Source organism: Allobosea sp. TBD101 (assembly GCF_059817965.1).
Genome location: NZ_CM187543.1, coordinates 156,081 through 177,417, shown reverse-complemented (window position 1 = coordinate 177,417; position 21,337 = coordinate 156,081). Strand labels below are relative to the sequence as shown.

Genomic DNA, 21,337 nt, shown 5'->3' with positions numbered 1-21,337 from the left:
GTCTCAGGTCTTGGACATGCCGAGCGTTTCGGCGCAGGCCTTGGCGACGGCCGAGTCCGGCGACGTGCTGCCGATCATCGTGGCCCAGCCGCCCTTGGCGATGAAATCGCCCTGGCTCCACGAACTGATCTTCTTCAGCTCGGCGAGGGCGGCATCGGCATTGGGTTGCTTTTGAAAGTTGCTCACGCAGATCGGGGACAAGGCCGCGACAACGGCATTCTCAGCCCGGAGCTTCGCGACACGTTCGCTCGACGAAGCGGTGGACCACCCACCCCAGGTGAAGCCGAGAACGGCAAGGGCAACAGCGCCGCCAACGGCGCCCCAGATGGCAGGTTTGGTTTGAGAGGGGATTTTCATGGAAAATCCTTCCGATTTGCGGAAGAAAAACCTCCCGTAAAATAATGTATCATAGAATTAGAAAATAATCCTGTTTATTTATCTCACGAAAGCGAGATCGAATATTATTTTCGTTTCGCGATTTACGTACTTTCCTGATGCCGAAAATTTTGCTTCAGCTGCAGGGAAATCGGATCATATGGTTCCCAAGCCTTGCTCATTCGAGATGATGCGCTTGCCGGCCACATCGCGCTGCCCGGAAGCAGACCTTCCAGATGTCAGCTAAGGGCCAAAGTTGCGCGTTGGACCATTTCCCGCGCGCCGCGCGCGGCACGGCTCCGCGAGAGGAGAAGCAGCGGGCTGTGGCGCTGGGCTTATCGCATAGAACGCCAAAGCTCGACGCGGGGTGAATGTCGAAGCAAAGACAATTGGGGCTTGCCATTCGAGCTGCGAGTTAGAGTGTGCGGTGTTGTAATCAACGCGCCAGTTGAGCACGTAGGGAACACATTCAAGGGGACACGAGCTCTCCGTAAATTGGAGCCTTTCGGGCTAGTTTTTCCGCCAAATCAAATAGATGGATCGGATTCGAAGCGCGACGGGGAACACTCTATACCGGATATTTCAGCCGGTTTCTTCGATCCCGGCTTCGGTCATCGCGCGGCCGGCGGCCAGGGCGCCCGGGCCGTGCTCGAAGTCCGTTCCCGCGATGTGCCCTTCATCATCGAGGACGGCCAGATCGTCGGGCGCCTTGTCTACGAGAGCATGGCGGCCCGGCCGGAAGCGCTCTACGGCGCCGACCTCAAGTCGAATTACCAGGGCCAGGCCCTGAAGCTGTCCAAGCACTTCAAGAGCTGAGTGGTCACCAGCTCGCGTCTTCCGGCGATCACCGGCGATTCCCGGATGACACTTCGGTCCGGACCCGCTATGAACGCGGGCCTGCCGCGCGTTGCTTCGTCTGCGTGAAGGGCATGCGGGCGTAGTTCAGTGGTAGAACGTCAGCTTCCCAAGCTGAATGTCGTCGGTTCGATCCCGATCGCCCGCTCCAATATTTCAATGGGTTAAACCCATATCCTCGAAGCCCTGAATGTCAGAAGCTACGTAGCAGCTACGAGCCGAGCGATTCAATCGCTCTTGGGCTTCGGACCTGCTTGCGCCGGTTGAGCCACGTCGGAAGGCTTCGACTCGTTCGCTTCAGCAACCTCATTTGCGATGAGATCAGCAGCCCTCACACCGATGGCATTGGCCAGATCGTAGAGCGAGATGATCGTCGGATTTCGGCGCCCGCGTTCGAGGCCGCTGATATACCATCAGCTGAAGCCCGAGCGCGCTCCGGCCTGCTCCTGAGACAGGCCGCGTGCCTTCCGCAAACGCGCAGGATTTTCTCCGATCAGCTTGCGCCTATCCATGTGCTCAGAGCTGGCAATTTCGCGGCGACGTTCGAGGTTGCCCCTCGTCGAGCAGCCGGAACCCCAGCACTGAAGGTGAGGCTTTGGCGATCCGTCCGAAACGCCCCTCGGCTTTCGTCAATGTGGCCTCCTGGCAACGATGCCGAGGCTTGACGAAGCGCATCCCTGTCAAGAGTTGCCGAATCCCGTAAGGGCATGCCGTAATGGCGTGCGGCATTCCGTGGATGTCGCCGCCTGCCACCTTGCGCGATTTCGATTCGGATACTTCACATTCCCGTGCCGGATCGTGGAATGAATACCCCGGCTGACGAGCCGTAATGGCCGCGCCGGACTCTTGACGACCTGGGGGCTGCGTGTCTGCCCGCCTGACACGATTGGACTGGGGCTGACGATGACGAACCGGGACTGCAACGGAACGCTCCGGCAGCGGATTCTGGCCGGCACCTCGGCGCTGGCGCTCCTGCTGGCCGCCGCACCGGCCTGGGCTGATGGCGGCAAGGGCGGCGCTGCAAGGGGCGGTTCCGGCGGCACGGACAGCACGACCGGCGTCGGCGGCAGTGGGGGCAGCGCGAGCGGCATTAACAGCGCTTTTTTCGGTGGAGGCGGCGGCGGCGCCGGTGAAACTGGCGGCGCTGGAGGACATGGTGGCGCGGGCGCCGGCGGGGCGGGCGGGGCAACCGCTGGCGCTGGCGGGACAGCAGGCAGCGCTGGCAATTCCAGTAGAGGCGGAGGCGGCGGTGGTGGTGGTGCCCATGGCTTTGTCGACACTGGCTCGACCTTGCCCATGACCGCAGTCAGTGGCGGGATGGGCGGTGCAGGTGGGAGCGATCCCGGCGGCAACGGCACCGGCGGCGGTGGTGGTGCGGGCGGCTACGGCGCTGTGCTGGGAGCAGCAACGGGCGCACTTTCCGTCAACGTGATTGGCGGAGCGGGAGGAGCTGGCGGCGCTGATTACGTGGGAGGCGGTGGCGGTTCGGGTGGAATGGGCCTGTACATTCTGAATGGCGGGACCTTCACGATCAACAGTGCGATCCAGGGTGGGGATGGCGGGGCGGGTGGCGCTGGGGGTGGGACACTCTCAATAGGCGGCGTCGGTGGAGCGGGCGGAGCGGGCCTGTACATTCTGAATGGCGGGACCTTCACGATCGACAGCGCGATCCAGGGCGGAAATGGCGGGGCGGGTGGCGTTGCGGTTGGGACACTCTCAACAGGCGGCGTCGGTGGAACGGGCGGAGCGGGCATCGTCGGAACCGGCGTGAATCTAACCCTGGGCAGCACCGTCGGCGTCACTGGCGGCACGGCAGGCGGCGGCGGATCACGGGCCGACGCCATCACCTTCACGGGCGGTGCCAATGCGCTGACGCTCAACACGGGCGCCAGCCTCACCGGCAATATCAGCGTCACCGGCTCGCTGGAGTTCAAGCAGCCGACCGGCTTTGCCCTGTCCAACGTCATCACCGGCACGGGCTCGCTGTCGAAGACCGGCGCGGGCACGCTGACGCTGTCGGCCGCCAACAGCTACACCGGCGGTACCACGGTCTCCGGCGGCACACTGATGCAGGGTGCGACGGGCGCCCTCGTTGGCAACAGCGCCTATACGGTGAATGGCGGCACGCTCGACCTGAACAACTACGCGCTGACCGCCTCTTCGCTGTCCGGTACGGGTGGCACGGTCGCGCTGGGCAGTGCGCCCTGACCGTCGACCAGGCGACCGACACCAGCTTCGCAGGGGCGATCACCGGCACGGGCTCGCTGTCCAAGACCGGCGCGGGCACGCTGATGCTGTCAGGCGCCAACAGCTATTCTGGTCTCACGGCTGTCTCCGATGGCACGTTGAGGCAAGGCGCGGCGGGCGCGTTCGTCGGCAACGGTGCCTATGCGGTGAATGGCGGCACGCTCGACCTGAACAACTTCGCGCTGACCGCCTCCTCGCTGTCCGGCACGGCCGGCACGGTCGCTCTGGGCAGCGCCGCCCTGACTGTCGACCAGGCCAGCAACACCAGCTTCGCCGGAGCAATCACCGGCACGGGCTCGCTGTCCAAGTCCGGCGCGGGCACGCTGACGCTGTCGGGCGCCAATAGCTACTCTGGTCTCACGGCTGTCTCCGATGGCACGTTGAGGCAAGGCGTGGCGGGCGCCTTCGTCGGCAACAGCGCCTATGTGGTGAATGGTGGCACGCTCGACCTGAACAACTTCGCGCTGACCACCGCCTCGCTGTCCGGCATGGGCGGCACAGTTGGACTGGGCAGTGCGGCCCTGACCGTCAACCAGGCGACCAACACCAGCTTCGCCGGGGCGATCACCGGCACGGGCTCGCTGTCCAAGTCCGGCGCGGGCATGCTGACGCTGTCGGGCACCAACACCTATATCGGGCCGACCATCGTGTCGGGCGGCACCCTATCGGTGAACGGTTCGATCGCCGGTTCGGCCGTCACGGTCGCGGCTGGCGGTAGGCTCGGCGGCAACGGCACGGTCGGCCCGACCACGATCTCTGGCGGCACGCTGGCGCCCGGCAACTCGATCGGCACGCTCGCCATCGCCGGCAACCTCGCTTTCACGGCCGGTTCGACCTATGCGGTGGAGGTCTCGCCGTCGAATGCCGACCGGGTCAATGTCGGCGGTGCGGCCACGCTCGGAGGAGCGACCGTCGCCGCGAGCTTCGCTCCGGGAACCTATGTCGCCAAGCAGTACACGATCGTCAATGCGACGGGCGGCGTCAGCGGCACCTTCGGCAGCAAGGTCGACACCAATCTGCCTGCGGGCTTCAAGTCCGGCCTGAGCTACGATCCCAACAACGCCTATCTCGACCTGACGCTGGACTACACGCCGCCGACCAGCACGCCTACGCTCTTTCCCAATAGCGGCCTCAATCCGAACCAGAGCGGCGTCGCCAATGCTCTGACCGGCTATTTCAACAGCCATGGCGGCATCCCGATGGTGTTCGGCAGCCTGACGCCTGCCGGGCTGTCGCAGGCGGCCGGCGAACCGGCGAACGGCGTCCAGACGGTCAGCCGCGACGCAATGAACCTGTTCATGGGCACGATGGTCGATCCCTCGCCGGAGGGCCGTGGCATACCGCTCGCGCCGGGACCGGATGGGTTTGCCGGCTATTCCTCCGCCTCCGACAAGGCGATGGACCTGCCGACGCGGAAGCTGCCTTTGACAGCCGATCCCGATGCCTGGCGCTGGAGCGTCTGGGGCAGCGGCTTCGGCGCCGCGCGCTTCACCGGCGCCGATAGTGCGGCTGGGACCTCCGCCGTCACCGACCGGGTCTATGGCGCGGCCGTCGGCGCCGACTACAGGTTGACGCCCTCGACCGTCGCCGGCTTCGCCCTGGGCGGCGGCGGCGCCAACTTCAACACTTACGGGCTGGGCTCGGGCAGCTCCGACCTGTTCCAGGCCGGCGCCTTCATCCGCCAGCATTTCGGGCAGAGCTATGTCTCCGCCGCGCTGGCCTATGGCTGGCAGGATGTCACCACCGACCGCAGTGTCGCCGGCCTCGACCGGCTCCAGGGCCGCTTCAACGTCAACAGCTGGGCCGGCCGGATCGATGCCGGCCACCGCTTCGCGCTCGGCTCCTTCGGCCTGACGCCCTACGGGGCGCTGCAACTGACCCGGGTCTCGCTGCCGTCCTATGTCGAGACGGCGCTGGGCGGCCCCGGCCTCTTCGCGCTGTCCTATGCGGACAAGGACGCCACCTCGACGCGCAGCGAACTCGGCCTGCGGGCCGATGCGAGGTTGGATCTCGGCGGCCTGCCCCTGACCCTGCGTGGCGGACTGGCCTGGGTGCACAATTTCAACCCCGGCAGCAGCGTTGTCGCAGGCTTCCTCTCCCTGCCCGGCACCGGTTTCCTCGTTCAGGGCGCGGCGCAGGACCGCAACGCGCTACGCACCACGGCCACCGCCGAGCTGTCACTGAGGAACGGCCTCTCGCTGGTGGCGAGCTTCGACGGCGAATTCAGCCGGAACAGCCGCAGCCTCGGCGGAAAGGCCGCCATCCGCTACAGCTGGTAAGGGGCAGGAGCCCGTCTGGTGTTTTGCCGGTGATCAAAAGAGCTTCCGTGAGACCGGCAGCTCATGCGTATCGGAGGTCTGACGGCTTCGAGAGAAGGCTGCTCCAAGCCCATGTTTGTCCCGATCATGGCGAAGTGCGGCTTGCGATCTTCGAAGACAGCCGAAGAAGCCATGATGCTCTCTGTTAGCCATCGCTGATGTGCATCTGGATCGTTGAAGAATTGGCCCCGAGCCGCGCGGACATCTCAGCCGGTGCGTTCTGCGATGGCGGTCCCTGCCGCCCAGCCGGATGACCACGCCCATTGGAAGTTGTAGCCGCCAAGCCAGCCTGTCACGTCGACAACCTCACCGATGAAGTACAGGCCCTCGACCGTTCTTGCTTCCATCGTCCGTGAGTTCAGGCCGGACGTATCGACGCCGCCGAGCGTCACCTCGGCGGTTCGGTATCCCTCCGATCCGATCGGCATGACGTCCCAGCCCTGAATGGTGGACGCGATCGCGGCGAGCTTCTTGTCGCTCGCGTCGCCGATGGGGCCTGCCCAGCCATGGGCGTCCGCAAGATAAGCCGCCAATCGCTTCGGCAAAATCTCACCAAGCGTATTCGGGAGGCTTCTGCGGCCGTTTTCCTGTCTGGACGCGCGCAAGGCGGCAAACACGTCCTGCTTTGGCAGGAACGCGATCCTGATCGGCTCCTTCTCGCGCCAATAGGACGAAATCTGCAGAATCGAGGGGCCTGAAAGCCCGCGATGCGTGAACAGAAGCGCCTCGTCGAACGCGGCCTTGCCGCAGGAGACCCGCGCATCCGCGGCGACGCCGGCCATGTCGCGAAACCCGGAAAGGACGTCTTCGCCAAAGGTCAGCGGCACGAGGGCCGGGCGGGTTTCCGTCACTGCCAGACCAAACTGGCCGGCGATCTGGTAGCCAAGGCCGGATGCCCCCATCTTGGGGATGGATTTTCCGCCGCAGGCCACGACAAACTGCCGGCATCGGATTCTGGCGGCTCCATCGCCACCAAGGGCGATCGCAAAGCCATCATCCAGCCGTTCGAGGCTTTCCAGCGTGGTTCTGAGGCGCAGTTCGCAGGCTGCGCGCGCCATCTCGGCCATCAGCATGGCGATGATATCCTTGGCGGAATCATCGCAGAAGAGCTGTCCGAGCGTCTTCTCGTGATAGGCGATGCCGTGCTTTTCGACCAACGCGACGAAGTCGTGCTGCGTATAACGGCCGAGCGCTGACTTCGCGAAATGCGGGTTGTTCGACAGGAAATTACGCGCGCTCGTGCCGATATTCGTGAAGTTGCAGCGCCCCCCGCCGGAGATGCGGATTTTCTCGCCGGGTGCCTTGGCATGATCGACGACGAGGACGCGCCCGCCGCGCGATGCGGCGTGGATCGCGCACATCATTCCAGCGGCACCGGCACCCAGGATGACAGTGTCGTAACGCTCAATCGACATCGAATGCGGCTAGCCTCGGAACGGTTCAAACGGCCGTTGCGCAGCGTTTCGGATGGCAGCGCGCTGCGCTCGGCTTCGGGTAGATGATCCGCGGCCGTCCAGCAACCGGCGACACCAATGGCTTGGCGCCGCTTCATCGACGGAAGGTCGCCGGTTCGATCCCGATGCCCGCCCTAAATTCCCGTTATGCCGCGCTCCCCGGCGAAATGCGCGGGCGGGATCCCTTGTCGTGCTCCGGCGCCCTCTTTGGCTTCAGCCGGACCTACAGCCGGACGACCAACTGAGAGAAAGCGTCGACGGTGTCGTTCAGGATGCGCGCGGTTGCCTGGATGCGCTTCGCCGTCTCGGCGACCGAGCAGGCCTGGTCGAGCGCGCCCTCCGAACCTGCCGTGACGATCGCAGTCGCCTGCGCGACGGCTTCGGCGGCGACCACCGCGTCGCCGAGGGCGGCGACGATCTTGTCGAGCGCGTCGGCTTGCTGATCGGATGCCGCGAGGATGGTCTCGGCTGAATCGATCACGGAATGCGCGGCCGTTTCGATCTCATGCGAGGCGGCGATCGATTGCTTGGCTGCCGTCCGAATTTCGTGAACTTGCGTGATGATCAGCTCGGCAGCTTCGTTGGTCCGGCCCGACAGTAGCTTTACCTCATGCGCCACCACGGAGAAGCCCGTCCCGAGCTGGCCGGCCCGTGCCGCCTCGATCGTCGCGTTGAGCGCAACGAGATTGGTCTGTCGCGCGATGTCGCGGATCAGATTCGTGCCCTTGTCTACCTCATCCAGGAGCTGGACGAGCCGCTGCTTGATGAGAACCGATCTGCGCACGTTCTCGGCAGCGATCTGGACGAAGCCGGAGGTGTGGTCAGCGCCGGCCCGGATCGACGAGACTGCGTCGGTCATGCGATGCGATTCGTCGTCGACATGTTTCAGGCCGAGCCTGGCGCGATCCACCATCTCGGGAAACTCCGCCACGCCTGACCGCGATGTCCTGGACAGCGAGGACAGCCGATCGGCGCTGCCGTTCATCTGGTCGATCGAATCGGACAGGGAAGACAGGGCGGTCTTCACGGCGCCATGAAAGGTCTCGACGCGGCCTTCGAGGGCAAGCCGCGTGGCTTCCTCGCGTGCCGCGTGCCGACGCTCCGCCTCTCGCAGCGTTGCGATCTCGGTTTCGGCTCGCACGCGATCGAGGAAGCGCCGGGCGACCGAGCGAGCGAGCAGCAGCGAGAGCACGAGGAAGATCAGGTCGACAGCCAGGTAGAGCACCAGCATATCACCCTGGAGGAAGGCCAGATGCGTCAGGCGGCCGGCCCAGAGCGTCGCCAGGAAGGCCAGGGCGGCCGCGGGCAGGATCGCCATGGTGAAGACGCCGACGCAGGACAGGCCGGTGATGGTGATGCCGATGATCCCGTCGAGCCGCGGTGCGGCGCCGGGATTGAAGGCGACGGCCAGGATCGCCCAGGGCATCGCGAGCAGGCATGAATCGCGGATGATGCGAACCGTGAACCGCGGCGAAGGCGGCTCGGCCTGCCGCGCGCGGGCCCGCAGCAGGCCCATGCGCCGGATGCCGAGGCCGGACAAGGCCACGATGGGCGGTGTCCAGAGCAGCGGAAATACCAGCCATCCCGACCAGAGCAGCACGGCCGAGATCGTCAGCCCGAACACCATGTTGGCGCCAAGGATCGTCGGCAGGGCTTCGCTGTAGCGCGCTGCTTGCGCCTGGCGCAAAGACGCGCGTTCCTCCTCGGCGATCGCCAGGCCACACTGCGCATCGAGCCAGGCGCTCCACCGCAGCAGGCTCCGACCGGCAAGGCCGAGTTGATCTGACAGGGCAGCCACTGAAGCGTCGGCCTTCCGCGTGTTTTCGGCAGTCAGCCGTGGCGGGCCGGCGCGGCTTCGCTTGCCATGGCCGGTTGAGCCTTCGCCCCGTCGATCACGACCGGCGTCCAGCCGCGCTCGGATGATTTCAGCCAGTCGGCGATGTTCTCGAAGATGATGCGCTGGAAGGGCTGGATCTGCTGACCGCTCTGTTCGGAGATGGCGATGATCCGGCTGAGCTCATCGGCGAAATCGCGCCTGATCTCGTCGCCCAGGCGGTTTTCCAGGTGCTTGAACAGGATGCCGAACAGGCTGATCTGCGCGCTGGCGAGCCCGGCGAGGCAGTTGCTGAAATCCTGATTCATGGGGGCGTCCTCGAAGGTGGTCCCGCCGGTGTCGCTGCAGTTGTCACGTTGCGGCATGCCGTCGGTCGAAATGGGCGTGGGGGGAGGCGGGCGGCTTCAGAATTCCGCCCAGTCGTCGCGGCCGTTCATCGCGCGCAGCACCTTGCGCTGAAGCCGTGCCGGGACGGTCGGTGCCGGCTCGGCCTCGCTCGGTGTCGGCCGCGCGAAGGCGCCGCTGTCGACCTTGCCACTCAGCCGGCTCAGCGGGATCTGGAAGGAGGTGACGAGGGACTGGAGCCGCTTCGCCGAACCTTCGAGCGTGCCAGCGACCGCGTGGCTCTGCTCGACCATCGTGGCGTTCTGCTGCGTCATCTCGTCGAGATGGGCCACGACCTTGGCAACCTCCTCGATCCCGTTCGCCTGCTCCTGCGAGGCGATCGAGATATCGGCGAGGGCGTTGGACACTTGCTGCGACGATTGAACGATCTCGGTCAGCGCGGTGCCGGCTTCCTGGACCAGCTTCACGCCGGCGGCGACCTCCTCGGCCGAATCCGTGATGAGCTTCTTGATGTCGTTGGCCGAATCGCTGGAGCGCTGGGCCAGCGCCCTGACCTCGGAGGCCACCACCGCGAAGCCGCGGCCCGCTTCGCCGGCGCGGGCCGCCTCGACCGCTGCATTCAGGGCGAGCAGGTTGGTCTGGAAGGCGATCGTGTCGATGACGTTGATGATGTCGGCGATATTGGCTGAAGCGCGCTCGATGCGCTCCATCGCCGCGATGGCCGCGCTGACGATGTCGCCGCCGCGATTGGCGATGGTGTTGGCTTTCTCGCCCAGGGCCGTCGCGTCCTGCGCGCGCGCCGCGCTCTGCTTGACGGACGCTGCGAGTTCCTCGGTCGTCGCCGCGGTCTCTTCGAGGCTGCTGGCCTGTTCCTCGGTCCGCTGCGCGAGGTTGTGGCTGTCCTGGTTGATCGTCGAGGAGCCGGCCGTGAGCGTGCCGGAAATGTCGGCAGTCGTCGTTACGACGTCGCAGAGCGTCTCGATCAGCGCATTCACGCCTTCGCAGAGATCGCGCAGCTCGCCGGCCTTGCCGGCCAGCTCGATGCGCGGGTTGAGGTTTTTCTGCTTGGCGGCCGCGACGACCTGCTGGGTCTCGGCGACCGTGAGCTGGAGAGCCTCCTGCGCGAGGCGCCGTTCCGTGATGTCGGAGGCGAATTTCACGACCTTGTACGGCCGCCCGGTGGAGTCGAGGATCGGGTTGTAGGTGGCCTGGATCCAGATCCGGCGACCGCCCTTGCCGATGCGCAGATACTCGCTCTCGTCATATTCGCCCCGGCCTAGCTTGGCCCAGAAGCGCTTGTATTCATCGGATTGATGCTGCTCCGGCGTCACGAACAGGCGGTGATGCTGACCCTTGATCTCGTCGAGCCGGTAGCCGACGGCGCTCAGGAAGTTGTCGTTGGCATCGAGGATGGTGCCGTCGAGATTGAATTCGATGACCGCCTGGGACTTGCGGATTGCGGCGATCTGCGCTTCCGAATTGGCGATCTCCGCCTTCTGGGCGGTGATGTCGGTCGCGAATTTCACGATCTTGCTCGGCTTGCCGTTGCGTCCGAGGACCGGCGCATAGACCGCCTGGAGCCAGAGCGGCGTGCCGTCCTTGCCGACGCGCAGGAACTGCCCCTCCTGCGGCTCTCCCTGGCGCAGCGCGTTCCAGAACGCCTTGTAGGCCGGCGCTTCGGCCTCATCCTTGCGCAGGAAGATCGCGTGGGGGCAGCCGACGATCTCCGACAGCTGGTAGCCGGTCGCCGCGAGAAAGTTGCCGTTGGCGTTGAGAACCTTGCCCGCGAGGTCGAACTCGATCACGGCCTGCGAGCGATGGATCGCCTCGATCTGCGCCGCGCTGCTGTCCCGGTTGAAGAGGTTGAAGGCCATTGTTGTCCCCAGCGTGATGTGACCTAGGGAAGAAAGCTCTAACCAAGTTAAATAACGAACGGAGCCGTTAGCAGAAGCGATTAAGGGGTTGTTAGCTGCGTTTAACGACACGAGAAAATTAATGAATCGTACCCTGATTAAGCTCTCTATGGTCGAATTTTGCTGCAATTTCGGCATAATTTTGTGATTATTTCTATTTGATCCCGTTAACCGGTTAACCGGTGTTAACGAGCCCTTAACGAGGGGGGAGCAGGTTTGTTGGTGTTTGATAACTATAAGATACTATCGAATGATCTCATCAGGATTCGCTATTCTGCTGGATAAGATGAAATGCTGAGCACGGCGCTCTGGGATGAAGAAGATTTCGCGCAACTGAAGGTTGAACTTGCAGCCTTGAGCGGCAGTATCCCCGCGCCGGTACGCGTTATGGTGGCGAGCAGCGTCAAGCATTTCGCCGGTGAGTTGGTCGACGAACTCTGGGGAGATCTTGCACGCCATATGCGGGTCCAGGCCCTGTTCGACAACGAGGTCCGTGCCAGGCGCTTCCGGGGCGCCCTGTCGCAATGGCTCGTCGAAATCTTTCCGCGGGAGCCGATTGACCCGACGCATTTTCTCATGCGTCAGTCCGAGATCGGGGCGACCCACGCCCGCATCCAGATCCCGACATCGCTGAGCATGCTCGCGGCGCGCTCCTTCAAGCGCGGCATCTACAACAATCTCAAGCACACCCGGCTGTCGCGCGACGAATTCGTCCAGGCTGCGCTTTATGTTTCCGGCGTTATCGACATCGCGACGGCGGCGATCACAGCCGCTCTTATCAGCGGGCTCGACCGTAACCTGCGGGCGGAGGAAGCGCTTCGCCAGGTGTCGATCGATCATGATTTCCGTGCGGAGCGGGAAAGGCAGAAGGCATCCCTTTCCGAATGGGCGCAGGCTGTCTTCTTCGGCTCCGGCATCGCCGGTGAGGCCGACGGGGTCCTGCTGCTGAGCCGGTCCGAGTTCGGCCTCTGGTTTTCCCATAGGGCGAATCTGCTGTTCGGTCGCACGGCCGAATATGCGTCGATCGCCGGGCTGGTCGATCGGGCTGACGCGCATGTCCGGCAGTTGCGCGGCGATGGGGATGCGTCTTGCCGTCAGGATCACCTGCGGGAGATCAGGCAGATTGCGGGCCAGATCAACAATCTCCTGAGCGTCCAGTTCAGCCAGTCCTTCGACATGGGCAGTGCCAGAGACCCGCTGTCGCGCTTGCTGAATCGCCGCTATCTTCGGGCGGCGCTCTCCCGCGAGGTCGCATTGCGTCGCCGGACGAACCGGCCCTTCTCGATGATCATGCTCGAGATTTCGCAATTCGACACGCTGCGGGCCAGCCTCGGCGAGGCCGGCGCCGATACCGTCGTCCAGCAGACGGCCGCCATGTTGCTCAACGCCGTGCGCTCGAGCGACACCGTCTTCAGCATGGGCCGGGAGACCTTCCTGATCATTCGGGTCGGGACGGATGCCAGGGAAGCGGCGGTGTTCGCCCGCGGCATCGTCGAAAGCTATGCGGCGACGCATTTCTCGATCGACGGCAAGACGGTCCGGAAGAACACGCTGAATGTCGGCGTCATCGAGTATGACGGCCATCCCGATCCGCGCCGGCTCGTCGATCAGGTTGCCAATGCCCTGCGTAACGAGAAGGTCGGCAAGTGATGCATACGGGCGCACTCCACGGCGCGATCCTGCTGCTTCGATCCTGACCCGGCCGTAATCCTGCTCGCGTCGCGGATCGAATCCGCGTTTCGCGGGTTGATCCGCGACGCCGCCGCTTCGGCGCGAGGAGCAGGATATGATGACGATCAGGCAGATCACGACCACCGCCGCCGCCGTTCTGATGCTGGCTTCGCCGGCCGTGGCCCAGCAGCGCTCGCTTGGCCCTTCGACGGGTACGGTTCGCATCGAGCAGGTCCAGGCTGGCTTCATCGCCTCCGGCGAGGCCGGCGGCGGAACCTTGCGCTACCAGGGCCGCTCCTACCCGATCACGGTTGGCGGGCTCGGCATCGGCTCGATCGGCGCTTCGCGCTCGGTCGCGACCGGTACGGTCTACGGGCTGCGCCGCGTCTCCGACTTCGCCGGACCTTATGTCCAGCTCAAGGAAGGCTGGGCCGTGGGCGCGGCCGGCCGCGGTACGACATGGCTGCGCAACGACAAGGGCGTGACGCTCAGGCTCGCCACCCGCCGCCAGGGCTTGCAGCTCCAGCTCGGTGCCGACGGCGTGCTGATCGGCTTCCGGAATTAGGCCGCAGCCGCATGGGCGGATAAGGCGGCGTAGCCTCTAGGCTTTTGCGCCGCCTCGACTATGGTGCGGGCACTTTGGATAGCGTGTTTCGCCCTCTGCTGATCTGTGCCGCCGCCGCCGTTCTGGCGGCGGTGCTATGCGTGGCCTTGCGCCCGCTCTTGCTGCGCTATGCGCTGGCGCGGCCGAATGCGCGGTCCAGTCACAAGATCCCGACGCCTCAAGGCGGCGGCATCGCGGTCCTCGCTGGCGCTTTCCTCGCGTTGGGCACGACGCTCTGGCTCGTCCCCCTCGAGGGTGAGGCGACCCGCGCCGTGCTGGTGCTCGCCCTTGCGGTGATCGGGCTCGGCATCGTCGGCGCCTGGGACGATATCCGGCCACTGCCAGCGGGCATCCGGCTGGTGCTGCAAGCTGTCTGCGTCGGCTTCGTGCTGTTTCGGGCCGCGCCGGAACTGCGTTTGTTTCCCGAATTCCTGCCCCTGCCTGTCGAGCGTGCCCTGGCGCTTCTCGCCGGGGTCTGGTTCGTCAATCTCGTCAATTTCATGGACGGGCTCGACTGGATCACGGTCGCCGGCATCGTGCCGTTGACGGCTGCGCTGGCCTTCGCCGGCATGGCCGGCACGATAGACCCGGTGACGGGCTGGCTCGCCGCCGCTCTCTGCGGCGGGCTCCTCGGCTTCGCGCCCTTCAACCGGCCGGTGGCGCGGCTCTTCCTCGGCGATGTCGGCTCGCTGCCGATCGGGCTCGTCACCGCCTATCTGCTCTACCGTCTCGCCGGCACGGGCGCTTTCGCCGCCGCGCTGATCCTGCCACTCTACCATATCGCCGACGCGACGATCACGCTGCTGCGGCGCCTCGCGCGCGGCGAGAAGGTCTGGGAGGCGCATCGCTCGCATTTCTACCAGCAGGCGACGGTGAACGGTTTCAGCGTGATCGCCGTGGTCGGCCGCGTCGCCCTGCTCAATCTCGCGCTTGCCGCGATCGCCGGTATTTCGCTGATCTGGCCGGCTCTTCCGGTCCGGGTGATCTGTCTGGCTGTCGCTGCCCTGCTGACCGGCCTGCTGCTGCGCCGCTTCGCAACCGGGCCCCGTCATGGCTGACCGGCGCGTCCTCGTCACCGGAGCGAGCGGGTTCGTCGGGCCGCATGTCGTAGCGGCGCTGATTCAGGCAGGCTACCTCCCGCGCCTTGCCCTGCGTCGCGCGCAACCTATCCCCGCGGGGGCGGAGGCGGTGGTGACCGGCGATCTTTCGGCCGCTGTCAACTGGCGTCCGGCGCTGGAGGGTGTCGACCATGTCGTTCACATGGCCGGTCTCGCCCATGCCGGGCCGGGTCTCGACGCGGCGCTCTACCGGCGCATCAACACCGAGGCGACGCTGGAGCTCGCCCGCGCTGCGGAGAAGGCCGGCGTGCAGCGGTTCGTCTATCTCTCCTCGATCAAGGCGCTGACCGATGCCTTCGACGGCCTGCCGCTGACCGAGGAGACGCAACCGGCGCCCGGCGACCCCTACGGCCGCTCCAAGCTCGCGGCGGAACGAGGACTGGCCGAGATCGATCTCGACTGGGTCGCACTGCGCCCGGTCCTGATCTACGGGCCGGGGGTGAAGGCGAATATGGCAGCGCTGCTCAAGCTGGCGCGCTTGCCCGTGCCGCTGCCCTTCGGCGGGTTGCAGGCGCCGCGCTCGCTGCTTGCGCTCGAGAACCTCGCCAGCGCCATCCTGTTCGCGCTGACGCCGGCCTGCCCGGCGCGGCAGAGCTACGCGCTGTCCGACCCTGAGCCCATCAGTGTCTCCGGGATGCTGGCGGCGATGCGGGCCGGGCTGGGGCGTGGTCCGGGTCTTCTGCCCGTGCCGGAGGCCTGGCTGCGCCGGCTGGCGCGCCTTGCCGGGCGCGAGGAGACTTTCCTCAAGCTGGCGGGCAGCCTCGTCGCCCGTCCGGAACGCCTGCTCAGGGCTGGCTGGCAGCCGCTGGTTGAGACGAAGCCGGCCCTGGCGCGTCTGGCCGCTTCGAATCGCGCAGGCTGAAATCCGGGATCGCTTCGTCGAGCACCGCATTGGCTGCGGCCTGGTCATTGGCTTTCACCGCCGCTGCAAGGCGCGCCAGCCAGATTTCGATCCTGTCGCGGCCGGCGAAGATCGGCTTGGCTGCCATCACCCCGTCGAGCCCGGTTTCGGCCATCGGCTCGTCATGGGCGAACAGGATCTCATGCAGCCGCTCTCCCGGCCGGACGCCGGAGACGACGATCTCGATATCCTCGCCGGGCTCGAAGCCGGCGAGGCGGATCATCCGCTCGGCCATGTCCATGATCCGCATCGGCTGGCCCATCTTGAGCACGTAGACGGCAGCACGCTCGGCCTCCGCGTGGCTCGCTCGGGCGTGGGTGGCAGCAGTCAGCACGAGGTCGCAGGCCTCGCGGATCGTCATGAAATAGCGGATCATGTCGGGGCTGGTCACCGTGACCGGCCCGCCCCGGGCGATCTGCGCCTTGAACTTCGGCACCACCGAACCGGCCGAGCCCAGCACATTGCCGAAGCGGACCGCAACGAGGCGGATGCCGGAATCGGCGGCGACGAGCTCGGCATCGCGCGATTGCGCATAGATTTCGGCGAAGCGCTTGGTCGCGCCCAGCATCGAGACGGGCTCGATCGCCTTGTCGGTCGAGATCATCACGAAGGTCCGGGCACCGGCCGCGACCGCGGAGTCGATGACGTTCACCGAGCCGAAGATGTTGGTCTTGATGCCCTCGCTCCAGTCCGCCTCCAGATAGGGAACGTGCTTGAGCGCGGCGGCATGGACGACGATGTCGGGCTTGAAGCCGGCGAAGAGCGGCATGATGCGCGCGCGATCGCGGACATCGGCAAGCGCGCCGGAGACGGCCGTACCCGGCGCCTGCACCGAGAGCTGTTCGCTGATCTGGAACAGGGCTGGTTCCGAGCTTTCGATGATGAGCAATTCGGCCGCGCCGAAGGCGGCGCAACGCAGGCAGATCTCGGAGCCGATCGAGCCGCCGCCGCCGGTGACGATGACGCGCTTGCCCTTCAGGAACGCGCCCAGCCGGTCGCGGTCGATCGTGGCGGTCGAGCGGACCAGCAGGTCCTCGATCTCGAGCGGCGCCACCTCCGTGTCGCGCAAGCCTTCGCCGAGGCTGTCGATACGCGAGATCGGCAAGGCGAGCTTGCGCGTGCGCGCCAGCCATTTTTCCGGCTGCGCTTCCGGCAGCATGGCGGCAGGCGTCGCGACGATGCGGCGATAGGCTTCGCCGCGCTCCATCGCTTCGCCCGCGACCCGTTCCAGATCGGTGAGCAGCCCGAGCACCGGCACGCCGCGGATCGACTGGCCGAGATCATCGGGGCGCGGAGACAGGATGCCGGCCGGCCTCAGCCGCCGCATCGTGCCGGCCTCCATGGCGCGGATCACCATCTCGACCTCGACGCCGCGCCCGAGCAGCAGCGTCGGCAGGTTCGCCTCGCGCACGGCTGTGGTCCGCGAACGGGCATATTTGAAATAGCGATAGGCGAGGCGCGGACCGCCGAGCAGCGCGACCTGCACCAGCCAGTACAGCGCGATCGAGATCTTGCCGAAATAGAAGGCGCCATAGAAGCTCGGCGAGATCAGCACGTAATCGACGGCGAGCAGCGATACCGTCAGGACGGAGACCGCTTTGACGATGTTCGATAGGTCCGGCAGCGAGGCAAAGCGCCATTTCGAGCGGTAGAGCGAGAAGAACCAGTAGACCAGCCCGGCATAGGCCACGAAGAAGGGCAGGAAGCGCGGGAGGTAGCGCAGGTGCTCGGTGAGCAGCGCCCCTTCGAACCGCACGACGAAGACCAGCCAGATCGCCAGCGCCGTGACCGTGAGGTCATGCAGGACGACGGCGAGCTTCTTGAGATTCTGTTTGGGCAGGATGGCCATGTCCGGGCGGTATCCCGCTCCCTCGGCGGCTTGTCAACGCGTCGGTTCGGGATCGCCTGGAGCGTTCTCCAGCGAAGTGCTCTAGCGAGCCTGGGGCTTTGCTTCCAGCGCGCTGAGCACGAAGGCGATCATCTCGTCCGGCGTCGGGCCCGGAATGCACTCGCATTGCGTGATCAGCAGCGGATGCATGAAGCGGATCATCGCGGTGCGGATGCAGCCGGTGGCATGGGCCGGCTCCATCGGCCGGAACTCGCCACGCGCGATACCGTCGGCGACGACGCGGCGCAGCACCATGTCGAAGCGCTCGATATGGGCGATAATCGCATCCCAGCTCTCCTCCATCGCGGCGCAGACCATTTCCTGCATCCGGGCATGGCCGGCGAAGCGTGCGGCATTCAACTTGTAGGAGGTGGCGAGGATGTCGCGCAGCCGATCGGATGCGGGCCGGTCTTCGTCGGCGATCGTGGCAATGGCTTCTTCCTGCTCGCGCTTGTAGCGCTCCAGCACGGCCTCGTTGATCGACTTCTTGGAGTCGAAGAAGCGATAAACGTTGGCGGGGCTCATCCGCAGGGATTTGGCGATGTCCGCCACCGTCGTCTTCTGGTACCCGATATCGCGGAAGAAGCGCTCGGCGGTGTCGACGATGATCTGCCTGGTATCGCGTTCGGGGTTACTCACGGCGTCGCCGGTTGGGTTGTTTCAAACGAAAGCGGTGAAGAATTGATCTTTATGACGAATTTCATCATTCGTCAACATAATGGCGAATAAAGACTTTTGCCTTGATGTGCATCAATCTGCGGGCAAGGCCCTTGTTCAAGGAACAGTTCAGGGCGTCCGAGGTTCCCACCCGGCTCAGACCACGGAACTGCGGGTTCTGGCGAGATTAAGCAGGGTTTCGGTATCGAAATGAGCGTCCAGATGCGCAGCGAGCCCATCTAGGGTCGCCTCGATCGCATCGTCGTAATGCAGGTCTGACGATGTAGGGTGCTCTGCGCCGATCGCAGTGAGCCAGGCGCCGCGCACCGCGTCTGAAGCAAAGATGCCATGCAGATAGCTGCCGGCGACCCGGCCATCCGGGCTTGCGGCGCCTTCCGCCCGGCCTTCGACGTGGAACGGTGCGCGAGCTGTGTCGGTGCCGTCCGTTCGGCCGAGATGGATTTCATAGGCCCGGCCCGACGCCGTGCTGCCGATATCGACGAAATCAACCTCGCGGACGGTCTTGTCGGCGTCGAGGGTCGTCTCGACATCGAGCAGGCCAAGGCCGGGCGCTTCACTCGGCGGCCCTTCCAGTCCGAGCGGGTCGCGCACCACGCGTCCGAGCATCTGGTAGCCGCCGCAGAGCCCGAGGACGCGCCCGCCCCTGCGGCGATGGGCGAGGATGTCGATGTCCCAGCCCTCTTTCCGCAAGGCCGCGAGATCGCGCAAAGTCGTCTTGGAGCCCGGCAGAATGACGAGATCGGCATCTCCCGGCAGCGGCTGCCCCGGTCCGATCATGGCGAGATCGACCCCCGCCTCGAGTTTCAGCGGGTCGAGATCGTCGAAATTGGCGATGCCCGGCAAGACCGGCACGACAATCCTGATGCGGGCGCCCGCTTTCCGCCCCGAGCGGATGTCGAGCCCGTCCTCGGCCGGCAGCCTGACCGCATCGGCGAACCAGGGCACGACGCCGAGACTGGGCCACCCCGTGGCCTCCGCGATCGTGGCGACGCCGGGCGCAAACAGTTCGACGGCGCCCCGGAAGCGGTTGATCGCGAAGGCGCGGATCATCGCCCTGTCTTCCGCATCGAGAACCGCGTGCGTGCCAACCAGGCTCGCGATCACGCCGCCGCGGTCGATATCGCCGATCAGCACGGCCGGGACGTTGGCGGCCCGCGCGAAGCCGAGATTGGCGATGTCGCGGGCGCGCAGGTTCGTCTCGGCCGGCGACCCCGCGCCCTCGACGATGACGAGATCGGCGCCTTCGCTCAGGCGCGTGAAGCTGTCGAGGACCTGCGGCATGAAATCCCCGCGCCGGGCGAAGTCGCGCGAGGCGAGGCGGCCGGCAACGCGGCCCTGCAGGATGATCTGGCTGCCTTGCTCGCCCTCAGGCTTCAGCAGCACGGGGTTCATGTCGGGGTGAGCAGCAACACGGGCGGCGCGGGCCTGCAACGCCTGCGCCCGGCCGATCTCGCCGGCAGCGGTCGCCGCGGCATTGTTCGACATGTTCTGCGGTTTGAACGGCCGTACTTTCAGGCCGCGATTCGCGAACAGCCGGCACAGCCCGGCGACGATCAGCGACTTCCCAACATTGGAGCCGGTGCCGAGGATCATGATCGCGGGAACGGGGGAGCGGGCCATATGCCTGCTTAGCGTGGTTTCGATATGCGCGGAAACCAGCCGCAGCGGCAATCTTCACGCAAGGAGGATGGGAGAGCTCGGCGCTGACTTCGCGCGTCGGGTGGCGCTTGCACCATCCTGACAAGGTTCGCCGGCCTTCTGCGGCATCCTGCTGCGCCAAAGGGGCGAAGTCGCAACGGGCGTCCGCCGAAGGCCGGCTGAGAATCAATAGACACTGATTGATGACGAATGTCAACATTCATCACTCGCTATTTCTCTCACCTCCGTCGGATCGTTTCCCATCGGATGCGCCGGCCGGTCCGGCATGCTAAAGCCACGGTTCCCGCCTTTGCCGAGCCGATCCGACCGCGATGAATCCGATCCTCTCCGCCCTCCCCACCACCGTCTTCGAGGTGATGTCGCAGCTTGCCCGCGAGATCGGGGCCGTGAATCTCGGGCAGGGCTTCCCGGATGATCCCGGCCCGCTCGATGTCCGCCGGAAGGCGGCCGAGGCGGTGGTCGATGGCTGGAACCAGTATCCGCCGATGATGGGGCTGCCCGAGCTGCGCGAGGCGGCTGCCAAGCACTACAAGCATTGGCAGGGGCTCGACCTCGACCCCACGACGGAAATCATGGTGACCTCTGGCGCGACCGAGGCCATTGCCGGCGCGCTGATGGCCCTGATCACGCCCGGCGACGAGGTCGTGCTGTTCGAGCCGATGTACGACGCCTATCTGCCGCTGGTGCGGCGCGCTGGCGGCATCCCGAAATTCGTGACGCTGACCCCGCCGCATTTCGGCCTGACCGAGGAGGCGCTGGCAAAAGCCTTCTCGCCGAAGACGAAGGTCGTGCTGTTCAACAACCCGCTCAACCCGACCGCGACGATCTTCGGCAAGGCCGATCTCGACCTGCTCGCCGATTTCTGTGTCCGCCATGATGCGATCGCGATCTGCGACGAGGTCTGGGAGCATGTCGTTTTCGACGGGCACCGGCATGCCTCGGTGCTCGGACGCCCGGACATGCGCGAGCGCACCGTCAAGATTTCCTCGGCCGGCAAGATCTTCTCGCTGACGGGCTGGAAGGTCGGGCTCGTCATGGCCGCGCCCGCGATCATGCGCGTGCTGTCCAAGGCGCACCAGTTTCTCACCTTCACCACGCCGCCGAACCTGCAGGCCGCGGTGGCCTATGGCCTGGGCAAGGATGACGGCTATTACGAGGGCATGCGCGCCGATTTCCAGCGCTCGCGCGACCGTTTCGCGGCCGGCCTGCGCGATCTCGGCTTCGCCGTGCTGCCGAGCGCCGGGACCTATTTCCTCAATGTCGATATCGCGCCGCTCGGCGAGAGCGACGATGTCGATTTCTGCCGCCGGCTGGTGACCGAGAATGGTGTCGCCGCGATTCCGGTCAGCGCCTTCTATGCCGAGGGTGCGGTCAGGAACGTCGTCCGCTTCTGCTTCGCCAAGCGGGATGCGACGCTGGATGCCGCGCTGGAACGGCTGGCGGCACGCCGTCCGCGCTGAAGCCTCCGGCCGGTGGT

Annotated in this window: 16 protein-coding genes, 1 tRNA gene and 2 pseudogenes; 9 read left to right on the top strand and 10 right to left on the bottom strand. The window is 65.7% G+C overall.

What is annotated here, in order from left to right; all coding sequences use genetic code 11:
* Positions 1-3: 3 nt before the first annotated feature.
* Entirely contained in the window at positions 4-357 is a 354-nt protein-coding gene (locus AC6RIC_RS00865) for a hypothetical protein (RefSeq protein ID WP_265057397.1), read from the bottom strand.
* 603 nt (positions 358-960) lie between these two features.
* Between AC6RIC_RS00865 and AC6RIC_RS00860 the strand changes: the two are divergent.
* Together AC6RIC_RS00860 and AC6RIC_RS00855 are read left to right on the top strand one after the other, a co-directional pair.
* Positions 961-1,191, top strand: a pseudogene (locus AC6RIC_RS00860) (dCTP deaminase domain-containing protein); the annotation flags it as partial.
* A gap of 115 nt (positions 1,192-1,306) precedes the next feature.
* Positions 1,307-1,381: transfer RNA gene (locus tag AC6RIC_RS00855), tRNA-Gly, on the top strand.
* A gap of 76 nt (positions 1,382-1,457) precedes the next feature.
* Here AC6RIC_RS00855 and AC6RIC_RS00850 read toward each other — a convergent pair.
* Both AC6RIC_RS00850 and AC6RIC_RS00845 read right to left on the bottom strand, forming a co-directional pair.
* Positions 1,458-1,742, bottom strand: a pseudogene (locus tag AC6RIC_RS00850) (helix-turn-helix domain-containing protein).
* A gap of 4 nt (positions 1,743-1,746) precedes the next feature.
* Entirely contained in the window at positions 1,747-2,496 is a 750-nt protein-coding gene (locus AC6RIC_RS00845) for a hypothetical protein (RefSeq protein WP_499734749.1), read from the bottom strand.
* Between the two features lie 501 nt (positions 2,497-2,997).
* Here AC6RIC_RS00845 and AC6RIC_RS00840 point away from each other — a divergent pair.
* Together AC6RIC_RS00840 and AC6RIC_RS00835 are read left to right on the top strand one after the other, a co-directional pair.
* The gene (locus AC6RIC_RS00840) at positions 2,998-3,438 is read left to right on the top strand and encodes an autotransporter-associated beta strand repeat-containing protein (protein ID WP_499734748.1); all 441 of its coding nucleotides are present in this window, start codon (positions 2,998-3,000) and stop codon (positions 3,436-3,438) included.
* Positions 3,439-3,521: 83 nt separating this feature from the next.
* Complete coding sequence (locus AC6RIC_RS00835; RefSeq protein WP_499734747.1) at positions 3,522-5,756, top strand: autotransporter outer membrane beta-barrel domain-containing protein; 2,235 nt, start codon at positions 3,522-3,524, stop codon at positions 5,754-5,756.
* Between the two features lie 245 nt (positions 5,757-6,001).
* Here the strand turns inward: AC6RIC_RS00835 and AC6RIC_RS00830 are convergent, their stop codons facing one another.
* The 4 genes from AC6RIC_RS00830 to AC6RIC_RS00815 form a co-directional block, all read right to left on the bottom strand.
* Positions 6,002-7,204 carry a BaiN/RdsA family NAD(P)/FAD-dependent oxidoreductase gene (locus AC6RIC_RS00830; RefSeq protein ID WP_499736531.1) on the bottom strand — a complete coding sequence of 401 codons (1,203 nt, stop codon included), beginning with the start codon at positions 7,202-7,204 and terminating at the stop codon, positions 6,002-6,004.
* Between the two features lie 268 nt (positions 7,205-7,472).
* Positions 7,473-9,047, bottom strand: a complete 1,575-nt coding sequence (locus tag AC6RIC_RS00825) for a methyl-accepting chemotaxis protein (RefSeq protein WP_499734746.1) — start codon at positions 9,045-9,047, stop codon at positions 7,473-7,475.
* Positions 9,048-9,079: 32 nt separating this feature from the next.
* Positions 9,080-9,391 (bottom strand): hypothetical protein, encoded by a 312-nt coding sequence (locus AC6RIC_RS00820; RefSeq protein WP_499734745.1) that lies wholly within the window; start codon positions 9,389-9,391, stop codon positions 9,080-9,082.
* Between the two features lie 96 nt (positions 9,392-9,487).
* A complete protein-coding gene (locus AC6RIC_RS00815) occupies positions 9,488-11,479 on the bottom strand; it encodes a methyl-accepting chemotaxis protein (protein ID WP_499734744.1) in 1,992 nt (663 codons plus the stop codon).
* Positions 11,480-11,632: 153 nt separating this feature from the next.
* Here AC6RIC_RS00815 and AC6RIC_RS00810 point away from each other — a divergent pair, with 153 nt between their 5' ends.
* The 4 genes from AC6RIC_RS00810 to AC6RIC_RS00795 all read left to right on the top strand — a co-directional run bounded on the left by AC6RIC_RS00810 (position 11,633) and on the right by AC6RIC_RS00795 (position 15,596).
* The gene (locus tag AC6RIC_RS00810; RefSeq protein WP_499734743.1) at positions 11,633-12,991 is read left to right on the top strand and encodes a GGDEF domain-containing protein; all 1,359 of its coding nucleotides are present in this window, start codon (positions 11,633-11,635) and stop codon (positions 12,989-12,991) included.
* A gap of 136 nt (positions 12,992-13,127) precedes the next feature.
* Positions 13,128-13,577 (top strand): hypothetical protein, encoded by a 450-nt coding sequence (locus tag AC6RIC_RS00805; RefSeq protein WP_499734742.1) that lies wholly within the window; start codon positions 13,128-13,130, stop codon positions 13,575-13,577.
* Positions 13,578-13,660: 83 nt separating this feature from the next.
* Positions 13,661-14,674, top strand: a complete 1,014-nt coding sequence (locus tag AC6RIC_RS00800; RefSeq protein ID WP_499734741.1) for an MraY family glycosyltransferase — start codon at positions 13,661-13,663, stop codon at positions 14,672-14,674.
* The gene (locus AC6RIC_RS00795; protein ID WP_499734740.1) at positions 14,667-15,596 is read left to right on the top strand and encodes an NAD-dependent epimerase/dehydratase family protein; all 930 of its coding nucleotides are present in this window, start codon (positions 14,667-14,669) and stop codon (positions 15,594-15,596) included. Before AC6RIC_RS00800 ends, AC6RIC_RS00795 begins: the two co-directional genes overlap by 8 nt.
* On the opposite strand, the gene AC6RIC_RS00790 is transcribed toward AC6RIC_RS00795, so the two are convergent.
* From AC6RIC_RS00790 to AC6RIC_RS00780, 3 genes are all read right to left on the bottom strand, one after another.
* The gene (locus AC6RIC_RS00790) at positions 15,520-17,475 is read right to left on the bottom strand and encodes an SDR family NAD(P)-dependent oxidoreductase (protein WP_499736530.1); all 1,956 of its coding nucleotides are present in this window, start codon (positions 17,473-17,475) and stop codon (positions 15,520-15,522) included. The genes AC6RIC_RS00795 and AC6RIC_RS00790 overlap by 77 nt on opposite strands.
* Positions 17,476-17,565: 90 nt before the next feature.
* A complete protein-coding gene (locus tag AC6RIC_RS00785; RefSeq protein ID WP_499734739.1) occupies positions 17,566-18,162 on the bottom strand; it encodes a TetR/AcrR family transcriptional regulator in 597 nt (198 codons plus the stop codon).
* Positions 18,163-18,336: 174 nt separating this feature from the next.
* Entirely contained in the window at positions 18,337-19,821 is a 1,485-nt protein-coding gene (locus AC6RIC_RS00780; protein ID WP_499734738.1) for a cobyric acid synthase, read from the bottom strand.
* A 350-nt stretch (positions 19,822-20,171) separates the two neighbouring features.
* Between AC6RIC_RS00780 and AC6RIC_RS00775 the strand changes: the two genes are divergently transcribed.
* Complete coding sequence (locus AC6RIC_RS00775; protein ID WP_499734737.1) at positions 20,172-21,320, top strand: aminotransferase; 1,149 nt, start codon at positions 20,172-20,174, stop codon at positions 21,318-21,320.
* Positions 21,321-21,337 lie beyond the last annotated feature (17 nt).

Bases quoted from the DNA above. Each gene is read 5' to 3' on its own strand.
- AC6RIC_RS00865 (WP_265057397.1), bottom strand. From the start codon at position 357: ATGAAAATCCCCTCTCAAACCAAACCTGCCATCTGGGGCGCCGTTGGC.
- AC6RIC_RS00845 (WP_499734749.1), bottom strand. From the start codon at position 2,496: ATGGGCACCACCACCACCGCCGCCTCCGCCTCTACTGGAATTGCCAGC.
- AC6RIC_RS00835 (WP_499734747.1), top strand. From the start codon at position 3,522: ATGCTGTCAGGCGCCAACAGCTATTCTGGTCTCACGGCTGTCTCCGAT.
- AC6RIC_RS00820 (WP_499734745.1), bottom strand. From the start codon at position 9,391: ATGAATCAGGATTTCAGCAACTGCCTCGCCGGGCTCGCCAGCGCGCAG.
- AC6RIC_RS00815 (WP_499734744.1), bottom strand. From the start codon at position 11,479: ATGCCGAAATTGCAGCAAAATTCGACCATAGAGAGCTTAATCAGGGTA.
- AC6RIC_RS00810 (WP_499734743.1), top strand. From the start codon at position 11,633: ATGCTGAGCACGGCGCTCTGGGATGAAGAAGATTTCGCGCAACTGAAG.
- AC6RIC_RS00805 (WP_499734742.1), top strand. From the start codon at position 13,128: ATGATGACGATCAGGCAGATCACGACCACCGCCGCCGCCGTTCTGATG.
- AC6RIC_RS00795 (WP_499734740.1), top strand. From the start codon at position 14,667: ATGGCTGACCGGCGCGTCCTCGTCACCGGAGCGAGCGGGTTCGTCGGG.
- AC6RIC_RS00780 (WP_499734738.1), bottom strand. From the start codon at position 19,821: ATGGCCCGCTCCCCCGTTCCCGCGATCATGATCCTCGGCACCGGCTCC.
- AC6RIC_RS00775 (WP_499734737.1), top strand. From the start codon at position 20,172: ATGAATCCGATCCTCTCCGCCCTCCCCACCACCGTCTTCGAGGTGATG.